Source organism: Chryseobacterium sp. FR048, assembly GCF_056844665.1.
This window is the reverse complement of the sequence record NZ_JBXDSE010000005.1, coordinates 336030-348985: the sequence shown is the minus strand read 5'-3', so window position 1 is coordinate 348985 and position 12956 is coordinate 336030. Positions and strand designations below refer to the sequence as shown.

7 protein-coding genes are annotated in these 12956 nt (G+C 40.3%); 6 read left to right on the top strand and 1 reads right to left on the bottom strand.

Going from position 1 to position 12956, the window contains the following annotated elements; translation table 11 throughout:
- The first annotated feature begins 27 nt into the window (after window positions 1–27).
- The 6 genes from AC106K_RS16295 (at window position 28) to AC106K_RS16270 (ending at window position 10006) form a co-directional block, all read left to right on the top strand.
- The gene (locus tag AC106K_RS16295; RefSeq protein ID WP_482446524.1) at window positions 28–1455 is read left to right on the top strand and encodes a glycoside hydrolase family 125 protein; all 1428 of its coding nucleotides are present in this window, start codon (window positions 28–30) and stop codon (window positions 1453–1455) included.
- 108 nt (window positions 1456–1563) lie between these two features.
- Window positions 1564–3720: an endo-beta-N-acetylglucosaminidase H gene (locus AC106K_RS16290; RefSeq protein WP_482446523.1), complete on the top strand. Its 2157-nt coding sequence runs from the start codon at window positions 1564–1566 to the stop codon at window positions 3718–3720.
- Window positions 3721–3777: 57 nt separating this feature from the next.
- Window positions 3778–6183 (top strand): endo-beta-N-acetylglucosaminidase H, encoded by a 2406-nt coding sequence (locus AC106K_RS16285; protein WP_482446522.1) that lies wholly within the window; start codon window positions 3778–3780, stop codon window positions 6181–6183.
- A 135-nt stretch (window positions 6184–6318) separates the two neighbouring features.
- Window positions 6319–7179 carry an ROK family protein gene (locus tag AC106K_RS16280; protein ID WP_482446521.1) on the top strand — a complete coding sequence of 287 codons (861 nt, stop codon included), beginning with the start codon at window positions 6319–6321 and terminating at the stop codon, window positions 7177–7179.
- A 22-nt stretch (window positions 7180–7201) separates the two neighbouring features.
- On the top strand, window positions 7202–9472 hold the full coding sequence (locus AC106K_RS16275; RefSeq protein WP_482446520.1) for a GH92 family glycosyl hydrolase: 2271 nt from the start codon (window positions 7202–7204) through the stop codon (window positions 9470–9472).
- Window positions 9473–9508: 36 nt separating this feature from the next.
- Entirely contained in the window at window positions 9509–10006 is a 498-nt protein-coding gene (locus tag AC106K_RS16270) for a cupin domain-containing protein (protein WP_482446519.1), read from the top strand.
- Window positions 10007–10218: 212 nt separating this feature from the next.
- On the opposite strand, the gene AC106K_RS16265 is transcribed toward AC106K_RS16270, so the two are convergent.
- Entirely contained in the window at window positions 10219–12921 is a 2703-nt protein-coding gene (locus AC106K_RS16265; protein WP_482446518.1) for a TonB-dependent receptor domain-containing protein, read from the bottom strand.
- Window positions 12922–12956 lie beyond the last annotated feature (35 nt).

Here is a 12956-nt window from a genome sequence, read left to right as displayed (position 1 = left end):
AATAAAAATAACGAAATAAAAGTATCAATGGAAAGGAGAAATTTTATTAAAACAAGTGCACTGGCAGGAGCCGGATTGCTGTTTACTCAAAATGTTTTTGCTAAAAGCCTGGTCGGCGGAGATTTTCCGGTTGTCCGTGTTCCAAAAGAGAAAAGACATTTTACCAGTGAGTCCGTAGAAAGTGCCATCGCCGCTTTTAAGAAGAAAGTGAACAATAAAGAACTGTCCTGGCTCTTTGAAAACTGCTTTCCGAATACATTAGATACCACCGTTTTCTATAGCGAAACCAACGGTACTCCTGATACTTACGTCATCACGGGAGATATTGATGCCATGTGGCTTCGTGACAGTTCTGCACAGGTTTTCCCTTATCTGCAGTTCTCCAAGAAAGATGAAAAGCTTCACAAACTGATTTCAGGGGTGATTCATAAACAGACCACATTTATTCTTAAAGATCCTTATGCCAATGCTTTCTATAATGATGACCAAAAGATCAGCAAGTGGAAAGAATATGATCACACCGATATGAAACCGGGTACCCATGAGAGAAAATGGGAAATCGATTCATTATGCTATCCTATCCGTCTGGCTTATCATTTCTGGAAAACAACAGGAGATACCAAACCTTTCGATGCCAATTGGTTGAAAGGAATAAAGCTGACCCTACAGACTTTCACGGAACAACAGAGAAAGAAAGATCTTGGGCCTTACAAATTTGAGCGCACAACTGCATGGGCTACCGATGGAGTTCCTATGGGAGGTTACGGGTATCCTACAAAGCCTGTGGGACTGATCAGCTCCATGTTCCGTCCGAGTGATGATGCCACTATTTATGGATTCCTGATTCCTTCAAATCTGTTTGCTGTAGTAAGTTTACGCCAGGCAGCAGAAATGGTTTCTCAGATCAAAAATGAAAAAACTTTGGCTCAACAGCTTACCAGCCTTGCTGATGAGGTGGAGGCTGCCATTAAAAAATACGGAATTTACAATCATCCTGAATTTGGGAAAATATATGCTTTTGAAGTAAATGGCTTCGGAAGTTATAACCTGATGGATGATGCAAATTGCCCAAGCTTGCTGGGATTACCTTACCTGGATGCAGTGAAAGCGGATGATCCTGTTTATCTGAATACAAGAAAATTTGTATGGTCAGAAAACAACCCATTCTTTTTCAAAGGTAAACTGGCAGAAGGAATAGGAGGTCCGCATATCGGACTGGATATGATCTGGCCAATGAGTATCATTATGAAAGCGCTCACTACAAAAGATAAGAGTGAGATCAGATGGTGTATCGATACCTTACAGAAAACGCACGGTGGGACAGGCTTTATGCATGAATCCTTCCATAAAGACAACGACAAAAAGTTCACCAGAGAATGGTTTGCATGGGCCAATACGTTATTTGGCGAACTGTTGTGGAAAACCTTTAACGAAAATCCTGAGCTACTGACATAGCCTACCTTTTTATATGATGTATTGATTTGAGGTATTTTCCTAAAAAGAAAGTACCAGGGGATTGCTATATAAAATTCAGATACCAAAACACCTTAAAAAATTTATACAATGAAAAAAAAATCCATCTTTACCGCACTGGCGGCAGTGATGCTTCAGTCTGGTTCTCTGCTCAATGCACAGCAGCTTAATCCTACAGGAATATGCTATGTGGAAGTGAACAACAACAACATCCTGAATGCAGGAGCGTACAAACTGCAGACATCAAACAGCTACCTGTTTAATGTTGTCAATATTTTTGCGGCGAATATCAATTATGATACGAGCCGTGGAAGGGCTTATCTGTATTCTAATAACAATGTGACCAAAGTTCTTACCAATGCAGATACTTACATAAAACCCCTTCAGCAAAAAGGGATGAAAGTAGTATTGACCATTCTGGGAAATCACCAGGGAGCAGGAATCTGTAATTTTCCTACCCGTGAAGCAGCCAGAGATTTTGCCCAGCAGCTTGCCAATACCGTCAATACGTACGGTTTGGATGGAATTGATTTTGATGATGAATATTCTGAGTATGGGAAAAATGGTACAGGGCAGCCTAATGACAGCTCTTTTGTAATGCTTGTTCAGGAACTAAAAGCCCTCCTGCCGGATAAGATCATTTCATTTTATTATTATGGTGATGCCGCTTCAAGGCTTTCATGGAACGGATTCAGAGTGGGAGATTATGTCAATTACAGCTGGAATGCCATGTATGGAACATTTTCCGCTCCCAATGTCCCTCCGCTTACCAAAGCACAGATCTCTCCCGCAGCAGTCTGGATGGGAAATACATCCAATTCTACCACAACAAGTTTAGCAACACAGACCAAAAATGGCGGCTATGGAGTATTCATGTGGTATGATCTCCACGGAACCAATGAAACAGCCCAGCTTTCAGCAGGTACTCAGACTTTATATGGACAACCCACAGTTTTAAGTGGAACTTTACAATCATGGACACAGGGGACCAATTGTGATGCCCCTATCGGATTATTTACCAGCAATCTTACAGGAACAAGTGCAAAACTAAACTGGTCAGCAGTTGGAACGAATACCTACGATATTGATTATAAGCCGGCTTCTTCCACTACATGGACCAGTGCTGCTACCGCTTTGAACGCTACATCGGCTACCATAACAGGATTAACCGCCAATACAGATTACGACTGGAGAATAAGAACCAATTGCAGCGTAAAAAGTACCTATATGTTTGCTCCAAGATTTAACAGTGGTTCCGGGACAACCAATCCTACAGGCTCTTATGCCCTGTCATTAGACGGAAGCACAGAATCAGGAGCAGCAGGAAATCTTAATCTGGGTGGTTCCGCATTATCTTTTGAAGGCTGGATTAAACCTTCATCTTTCAAATCAGCCTCTCCGTATATCTCTGCAATTATGGGAACAGAGGTTAGTGACAGTAATTCTGCATTTTTACGATTGGGAGATGCCAATGTAGCCAACAATAAAGTTCAGTTTGTATTAAGTATCAATAATGTCCAGCAGAAACTGGCTTCTACTACTGCATTGAATACCAATACCTGGTATCATGTGGCCGCTACCTATGACGGTGCTGCTATGAAAATTTACATTAACGGTGTATTGGATGCCAGTAAATCACAGACAGGAAGCGTAAGTTCAAACGGTGCATTCAGTGTAGGATATTTATACAATACCTCCAGAAATTTCAATGGCAAAGTAGATGAGGTAAGAGTCTGGAAACGAACATTGAGTCAAACGGAGATCAGCCAGAATATGTGTAATGTATCAGTTCCGGCAACTTCGCTTGCCGCTTACTGGAAGTTTAACGAGGGCAGCGGTTCATCTGTTCAGGATACTTCAGGAAACGGAGTGACACTCACTTTAACTGGGGTTGATGCTTCCAATTGGGGAACAGATATACCATGTACAACAGGAACTTCAAAACTTGCAAGAAATACTGCGGTTCAGAAAGCAATTGGCTCAGCAGAGACCAGTAGTAAAAACCAGATTAAAATGTACCCGAATCCTGCGAGCAAATCTTCATCACTGACGGTTTCAGCTCCGGAAGGATACAGCAGAGGAAAAATGACGGTTTATGATTTTAACGGAAGAATGGTAGACAGCCAGACAATGAAAGGCGGAAACGATCAATATAATGTGTCTGCACTTTCCTCAGGAAACTATATTGTACAGTTTGAATCCCAGGACGGAAGTCTGAAACACACAGAGAAATTAATTGTAAAATAACCAACCAATCACCGGGTCTCGGCCCGGTGGTTTTTCTATTGATAAAAATTAATATATATGAAAAAAAAATCCTTTTTTATTCCCTTTATCGCTATGATGCTTCAGGGAACCCCTTTGTTCAAAGCCCAGCAGCTTAATCCTTTGGGAGTATGCTATGTGGAAGTGAACAATAATAATATGTTGAATGCAGGGTCTTATACTTTGCAGAATACCAACAGACAGCTTTTTGATGTTGCCATTATCTTTGCTGCGAATATCAACTACGATGTTTCCAAAAGCAGGGCTTATATTTCAAGCAATAATAATGTTACCAAAGTACTCAACGATGTCAATACCTATGTAAAACCTTTACAGCAGAAGGGAATCAAGGTATTGTTGGATATTCTTGGAAATCATCAGGGAGCCGGAATTTCCAATTTCCCTAACCGTGAAGCCGCTAAAGATTTTGCCTTACAGGTTGCCAATACGGTTTATACCTATGGATTGGATGGCGTAGACTTGGATGATGAATATGCAGGTTATGGAAATAACGGAACAGGACAGCCGAATAACAGCTCTTTTGTCATGCTTTTGCAGGAATTGAAAGCTGCTATGCCAGATAAACTGGTTACATTCTACTACTATGGTCCGGCAACATCAAGGCAAAGTTATAACGGAGATCAGGCCGGAAATTACATTGATTACAGCTGGAATGCGATGTACGGAACATACGTTGCTCCGAATGTGCCACCGCTTACAAAAACAAAACTTTCTGCTGCGGCAACCTGGATACAAAACAGTAATTCCGGGTCAACTTCCGCTTCTACGCTATCCAGCCTGGCTACCAGTAGCAAAAATGATGGTTATGGAGTATTCATGTGGTATGATCTTGGCGGAACCGATGTGGCGAATTACCTGAGCACGGGATCAAATATTCTTTATAACGAAAATACACTTCTAAGCGGGCAATTGTATTCATGGTCGCAGGGACAGAGCTGTGATCCGCCGCTAGGGCTGGACGTCTCCAATGTAACGGGAACGTCTGCCAAACTGAACTGGACTTCCAATGCATCCCAGACTTATAATATTGATTACAAACCAGCCAATTCAACAACCTGGACGAATGTAGCAAGTAATTATTCAGGAAACAATGTTATCATCAATAATCTGACGATGAATACCGATTATGACTGGAGAATACAGTCTAATTGTTCATCTACATTGACCAGTACCTACTTATTTGCTCCAAGGTTTAATTCAGGAAACGGATGTACAACACCTTCAGGATTAGTATCAGGAAGCTACCTTGGAAACTCCACCCAGCTATCATGGGATGCAGGAACAGCGACCTCTTATACATTGCAGTACAAAACAACGGCTGCCACTGCATGGAATGAAATTCCGAATATTACAACCAATACATATTCACTTCAGAACCTGACACCGAATACCAATTATGTTTGGAAAATACAGGCTGCATGTACCGGAGGAACCACAAGTACCTATTCAGGAGAAGGAGCATTTAACAGCGGTTTCGCTCCTGTTACCAGTCCTGGTCCAAGATCCCTGTCTTTCAACGGAAGTACACAATATCTGAATGCAGGACAGTTTAACCTCAGTGGGAATGCCCTTACATTTGAAGGTTGGGTAAAAGTAAACGCATTCAAAGGAAACTTCCCTTATATTTCATCAATCATCGGAATTGAAGTAGGAGACAGTAATTCTGCAATCCTGAGATTTGGAGATGGAAACCTGGCTAACAACAAACTTCAGTTTACTTTGAGCTTTGGATCATCTCAGGTGAAACTTAATACCAGTACTGCTTTTAACCCAAATACCTGGTATCATGTGGCAGCAACCTACGATGGTGCTGCAATGAAACTCTATGTGAACGGAAGCCTTGATGCCAGTACTCCTGTTACCGGTAATTTTACCGCAAACGGAATTCTTTATTTAGCAAGAAACTATGATAATTCCCGTACCCTTAATGGCTCTCTGGATGAATTCAGAGTATGGAAAAGAGCATTGACTGCACAGGAAATCCTGGATAATAAATGTAATGTAGCCCCGAACGCATCCAATCTTGAAGCTAACTGGAAAATGGATGAAGGAAGCGGCATAGGAGCACTTGATGCAACACCTAACACCCATGCTGCAACGCTTGTGAGCATGACGGATGCCAACTGGAAAACAGAGGTGCCTTGCCCGGCTTCTTTATCAGTAAAAGATACTGAGCTGGTAAAAGAAAGCCACGTTTATCCTAACCCTGTTAAAAGAGGAAACGATATTTATTTCAGAATAGATGACAGCTCGGCAAGTGAAATTTCATTGTATGATGTTTCAGGAAAATTATCCAAAAAACAGCAGATTAATAAAAATAATAATGTAGTGAATACGCAAGATTTGACCACTGGTACTTATCTTTACAAAATTACCGCAGCAGGTAATAAGATCATATCATCCGGAAAAATTATTGTGAAATAAATATAAAATAACAGGATCCTTATCTGGAAAAAGATAAAGTATCAGACCGAAAGCAGGCAGACGGATGACTTCATTGGTTTGCCTGTTTTCCCGGTCATAGAACGGTTTGAAAATTAAATTTAAAGTAAAAAGCTCATGCAAAATATAGTAGGAATAGATATTGGAGGTTCGCATATTACAATGGCTCAGGTAGATCCTGAAAAACGGGAAATCATTTCTTCAACGTATGTAAGAGAACATGTCAATTCATTTGATGATAAAGAAACCATTTTTTCAGCATGGATTTCGGCAATCAGTAAAGTGGTCCATGATCTGGCTAAAGAAGATCTGCTGATAGGCATTGCGATGCCTGGTCCTTTCGATTATGAGAACGGAATATCACTGATGCTTCACGGAAAGTTTCTGGATATATACAATGTGAATATCAAAGAAGACCTGGCGAAAAGATTATCGGTTTCTACACATCAGATTCATTTTGTAAATGATGCGGCTGCCTTTATGGAAGGGGAAGTTTTCGGGGGCTGTGTTCAGGAGTTTAAAAAGGTTTTCGGAGTGACGCTGGGAACAGGATTGGGAACTACGTTCTATGATGGTGAGTTGGCAACCGATGAAGACCTGTGGGATTCTCCGTTTAAAGATTCTATTAGTGAAGACTATCTGGCAACACGCTGGTTTGTGAACCGTTATCAGGAGTTAACTGGCGAGCAGATTTCCGGAACCAAGGATCTGTTGGACAAACCGGCTGAAATACAGACTCAGATATTTGATGAATATGCAGATTCATTTGCAGAGTTTATCGTAAAGTATGTGGATCATTATAAACCGGAAGTTTTAGTTATAGGAGGGAATATTGCGAAAGCCTATCCTCATTTTGAAACACGATTTATTCAGAATTTAACAAAGAATAATATTAACTTGCCGGTTAAAATCTCTGCCATCTTTGAAGATGCTGCCATTTTGGGAGCCGCCAGCTATGCATTAAAAAAGCTTACATAAAATTAATAAACGAAACGATACAATGAAGTCTCTATTTTCTACTTTTTTTCTTGTAGTACAGGCCTGGGCTTTCGGGCAGAGTTTATCTCCGGTGGATTATGTAAATCCGTTGATGGGAACCCAGTCAAAACCTTCACTGTCGAATGGAAATACCTATCCGGCCGTCGGGCTTCCCTGGGGAATGAATATCTGGACTCCACAGACAGGAAAAATGGGTGACGGATGGGCGTATACCTATGATGCAGACAAGATAAAAGGATTCAAACAGACCCATCAGCCTTCTCCATGGATGAATGACTATGGTGCATTTGCCATCATGCCGGGAGTGGGAAAAGTAAAATTTAAAGAAGACGACAGGGCAAGCTGGTTCAGCCATAAAGCTGAGGTTTCTACCCCTTATTTCTATAGCGTATACCTGGCGGATATTAATGTAACCACAGAATTGACCCCTACAGAGAGAGCTTCTTTCTTTAAATTCGATTTCCCGAAGACGGATAGTGCCTATGTAGTGATTGATGCCCTGAACAAAGGGTCTTACGTTAAAATACTTCCTAAGGAAAGAAAAATTTTCGGGTATACCACAAGATATTCTACCGGGAAATATGAAAACTTTAAAAACTATTTTGTCATTCAGTTCGACAAAGATTTTGAACTGACAAAAACCTGGAAAGATGATAAACTGATTAATGATCAATTGGAAATTACCAGTGATCATACGGGAGCTGTAGTTGGTTTTAAACTTAAAAATAAAGAAGCGGTTTATGCAAAAGTAGCCTCTTCATTCATCAGCTTTGAACAGGCAGAACTGAATCTTAAAAGAGAGATCGGAAACAGAAATTTTGACCAAGTAAAAACAGAAGCTAAAAATATCTGGAACAAAACCCTGGGAAAACTGGAGGTAAAAGGAGGAACTGATCAACAGATGCGAACTTTTTATTCCTCTCTATACAGAACATTATTTTTTCCACAGAAATTATACGAAATTGATGCTCAGAACAAAATAAAACACTGGAGTCCTTACAACGGTAAAATTGCAGACGGAAGAATGTTTGCCGGAACAGGTTTCTGGGATACTTTCCGCGCTTTGTATCCGTTCCTGAACCTTGTGTATCCGGGCATCAATGTTGAAATGCAGGAAGGACTGGCCAATGCTTACAAAGAAGGAGGTTTCTTACCGGAATGGAGCAGCCCGGGATATTCTGATATTATGATCGGAAACAATTCCGCATCCGTAGTGGCAGATGCTTATATCAAAGGACTTCGCGGATATGATGTGGAAACGCTTTGGCAGGCTGTAAAACACGGAGCCAATAATGAAGGCCCGATTGAAGCGGTAGGCCGTGCAGGAGTAGAGTATTACAACAAGTTAGGGTATGTGCCTTACGATGTGAAAATTAATGAAAATGCAGCGAGAACGCTAGAATATGCCTATGATGATTTCTCTATCTATCAGCTTGGGAAAGCCTTAGGAAAACCTGCTTCAGAAATTGATATTTACAAAAAAAGAGCGTATAATTACAAAAATCTGTTTGATAAAGAAACAGGTCTTATGCGTGGTAAGAATAAAGACGGGAACTTTCAGAAACCTTTCAATCCGTTCAAATGGGGAGATGCTTTTACAGAAGGAAATAGCTGGCATTATACCTGGTCGGTGTTCCAGGATGTGAATGGTCTGGCAGAGTTGATGGGAGGAAAGAAGAAGTTTGAAGCTAAACTGGATGAGGTGTTTTCGCTTCCACCGGTTTTTGACGACAGTTATTACGGAGGAGTGATCCATGAGATCAGAGAAATGCAGATCATGAATATGGGGCAGTATGCTCACGGAAATCAGCCGATTCAGCATATGATCTATCTGTATAATTATGCCGGAGCACCTTATAAAACGCAGTATTGGGCAAGACAGGTAATGGATAAATTATACCATGCCACTCCTGACGGTTATTGCGGTGATGAAGATAACGGGCAGACTTCCGCCTGGTATATTTTCTCCGCTTTAGGGTTCTATCCGGTAACACCTGCAACGGATCAGTATGTGTTGGGAGCACCATTGTTTAAAGAAGCTACCATTCATCTTGAAAACGGTAAGAAAATTGAAATAAAAGCACCGGAAAACAGTGCTGACAATGTATATGTAAAATCACTGAATGTAAATCAGCAGCCTTACTCCAAAAACTGGTTGAGTCATCAGGAACTTATAAAAGGAGCGGTTTTAGATTTTAAAATGGACAGCAAACCGAATAAGGAAAGAGGTTCACAGGAAAAAGATTTTCCATATTCAATGTCAAAAGAATAATCAGATAATAAAGTTTAATTCAGAAATACAAACTGTATGAGTACAGAAAAAAAAGAAATATTCGATAGAGTAGAGAAGATGCTGCAGACCCAGGGATTTACGATTGCAGCAAAAGATGAAACAAGACCTTGGGGAGGTTTTTTTGTGATTGATGAAACCCAGGCACAGGATTTTGCCAACCAGTATTTTGACGGGATCGATGTGGAAAACCTGAGAATAGGAGGGAAGCTGAGCCCTAAAATTCTTATTGTAGCTCCGGAAGCGAGATTAAGCTGGCAGTATCACCACAGGAGAGCAGAAATCTGGCAGGTAGTGGAAGGAACAGTAGGAATCAAAAGAAGCAGTACCGATGAAGAAGGCGAATTAGCAGAATACAATCCGAAAGATCAGGTAAAACTTCAGCAAGGCGAAAGACACAGATTAATTGGTTTGTCAGGCTGGGGTATCGTTGCAGAAATCTGGCAGCATACCGATGCATCCAATCCTTCAGACGAAGACGATATTGTAAGAGTACAGGATGATTTTGGAAGATAAATAAAAAAATCGGCTTTAATATTAAAGCCGATTTTTTATTGTTAAAAGGATGCTAGAGGCTGGAAGAATGAAGTTTATGTAGGTTACTAGAAGCACTGAATATCATCATTAAAACAATTTTGTTTATTTAGAATTTTTATGCCAGAGGTTTTCCCCATAATAAATTCACTGGCTAATAGCACTTCCGGCTTCATTTTTCCAGCTTCCAGCCTTTAAAATGTCACATCCAGTCCTACGTAGAAATTCGCTTTCATAATTGGTGCATACACCATTCCGCCATCAAAATAATTTCCAAAAGGATTTCTGAAATCAACGATTGCGTTTTTCTGGTAATAAGAAGTAAGGTTCTCTCCACCTACATACGCTCTGATCTTTTTGTTGAAATTTCTTGAAACCTGTGCATTCAATACAGCATATGAATTGGAATAGGTTGGTAATTGAAATTCTGCAGGATTGCTCGAAGTATCAGGAAGCCTTTGTTTCCCTACCCAGTTTAAAGTGGTATCAAAACTCCAGAATCCACCGTTATTATTCTTATTGGTAGAGTAGGCCAGGTTGACAAAACCTCTGTGTTTAGCCATAAAAGGAACCTCTCTTCTTCCACCGATATAATCGGCCTGTACATCATAATATTTATAAGCCATTCTTACCTCAAAGTTTTTAAACGGCATAAAGTCCCACTGGGTCTGGAAAGAGTTGGCAAATGATTTTCCTTCCAGATTATAGAATGTGAGCTGCTGAGGAGATCGGTCTAGATCTACCAGAACCTGATCCTGGAAATCTGTTCTGAAGAAGTCGGCAACAATGCTTGATTTTCTTCCGAATAATTTGAATTCCTGCTGTAAGCTTGCCCCGTAGTTCCATGCAATTTCAGGCTTTAATCCATAAATATTTCCATTGTTGGGAATAATATTAATCGCTCTGTTGGAGGCAAAATACTGCTGGCTTTCAGCAAACACATTCGCTGTTCTGAATCCTCTTCCGGCAGAAAGTCTTAAAATAGTCTGCGGCGTGAAGTCATATTTAAAATTAACCCTTGGGGTAAACTGAGTACCAGCCAGATTATGGAAATCTACCCTTGTACCTGCTACCAATGTATATTTTAAACCTGTTAAAGTATATTCGGCAAAAATACCCGGAACGATTTCATTTCTTCTGAAGTCGTTCGTAAGATAAGTTTCTTGATAACCGTCATATAAAAAGCTTGCCCCTGCTTTATACTTATGGTTGGTATTCCCGATGATGCTCTCAAAAATTAAGTTGGAATAATAGGTATGTTGCTGCCCCGCATAATTTCTCAACCCGAAAAAGCTGTCCTGCTGATGATACACATACTGATTCATCCAGCCAATACTCTGATAAGGTTTTCCTTTGAAAACATAACCGGTCTTATTCCACACCTGAAATCTTGAAATGTCAATTCCTACTCCATAGGCAGGCTGCTTATCCTGAGCCAGTTTTTTATCAAAACCAATCTGTCCCGCTGTTCTCTCATCCCTGATAAAATTAATGCCGAAGTGAGACCCAAACCCGGATTTTTCCAGATCATTATAATTCAGTAAATAAGCTGCATTGATCTGAGTTCCTTTCGGTCTGTCAAGAAAACCGTCATGGTTCATATCGGTGTTCCCGAAAGTTCCGTTCCCGTGAAGAAGGAAAGTCTGTGACCATTTATCGTTGATAGGAGAAACGTTGGTAATGTTAATTTCGGCTCTTCCATTGAAATCAGAAAAAAGATTCAATGAAGTTTCAGGAGTCTTTGCATTTTTCAGAAGCTCAGTGTTGATCTGTCCGGTAATACTTTCGTAGCCATTAGTTACAGTACTTCCCCCTTTCGTCAGCTGAATGCTTTCAATCCATCTTCCGGGAATGAAATTCAGTCCGTATGCCGAAGCCAATCCTCGGATTTCAGGCAATTGTTCCTTGGTCAGGCTCGTATATTTCTGATCCAGACCAAGCATTTTCAATTGTTTTGTTCCTGTAACGGCATTGCTGAAAGAAACGTCAACAGTTGCGTTGGTTTCAAAACTTTCAGACAGATTACAACAGGCTGCTTTTAATAATTCTTTTTTATCAATATTAAAGACAAGCCCGGTTTCTTTTTTACTTAAAGCTGTCGCCGCTTTAGAACCTGTTACAACTACACCTTCAATATTTTTTTCATGTGTAGTGTGGGCTTCATCAGAAGCAGAGGTAGAGGTCTGATGTTCTTTATGTTTGGTCTCTTCCTCATAATGAACTTTTGGATTAGGTTCTCCGAAAGTAAAATCTCTGTCATATAAGCAACACCCTGGAAGACCGTTATAAACAGCATCAGAAGCTTTATATTTTTCATTGTCATGGCCTGCATCAGCAATGGCCTTTAAAATTTTATCTGATGAAGTTTTTGATGCATCGAAATGCAAAGTAACAGTCTGTGTTTCCGCGCTCCACTCTGCTGTATCGGCACCGGCTCCTTTTGCTGCTTTTTCAATTCTGGCTTTACATGAAGCACAGTTTCCTCTTACATAGAATTCGTTTTCTTTTTTAGGGGAAACCTTAGCATCCATATGATGTTCATGATGGGTTTCTGCCTGTGAAGGCTGAAGATCCCTATCGTAGTGACAACATCCGGGAAGTCCTTCATAGGTCGTATCCGAAGCTTTGAATTTCTCATTATCATGACCTGCTTCCGCTACTTTTTTTAGAATGTCATCAGAAGAAACTTTGTCACTTTCTATAGTGAGTGTTTGTAAATCAATAGAGTAAACAGCAGTTTTCGCTCCTGCTTTTTTAGCCGCACTTTCAATTCTGGTTTTGCACATTTCGCAGTTCCCTTTTACTTTGAACTGGTTTTTTGAAAGATTCTGAGCGGCTATAAATTGTGTAAATAAGAATAATGTACCAAGTATGAACCTGGAAATATATAATTTCATTTCGTTTAAAAATTTAGATTAATTAAATAACGGTT

Excerpts from the sequence above, each read along its gene's own strand:
- AC106K_RS16290 (WP_482446523.1), top strand. The coding sequence starts at position 1,564 with ATGAAAAAAAAATCCATCTTTACCGCACTGGCGGCAGTGATGCTTCAG.
- AC106K_RS16270 (WP_482446519.1), top strand. The coding sequence starts at position 9,509 with ATGAGTACAGAAAAAAAAGAAATATTCGATAGAGTAGAGAAGATGCTG.
- AC106K_RS16280 (WP_482446521.1), top strand. The coding sequence starts at position 6,319 with ATGCAAAATATAGTAGGAATAGATATTGGAGGTTCGCATATTACAATG.
- AC106K_RS16285 (WP_482446522.1), top strand. The coding sequence starts at position 3,778 with ATGAAAAAAAAATCCTTTTTTATTCCCTTTATCGCTATGATGCTTCAG.
- AC106K_RS16265 (WP_482446518.1), bottom strand. The coding sequence starts at position 12,921 with ATGAAATTATATATTTCCAGGTTCATACTTGGTACATTATTCTTATTT.
- AC106K_RS16275 (WP_482446520.1), top strand. The coding sequence starts at position 7,202 with ATGAAGTCTCTATTTTCTACTTTTTTTCTTGTAGTACAGGCCTGGGCT.
- AC106K_RS16295 (WP_482446524.1), top strand. The coding sequence starts at position 28 with ATGGAAAGGAGAAATTTTATTAAAACAAGTGCACTGGCAGGAGCCGGA.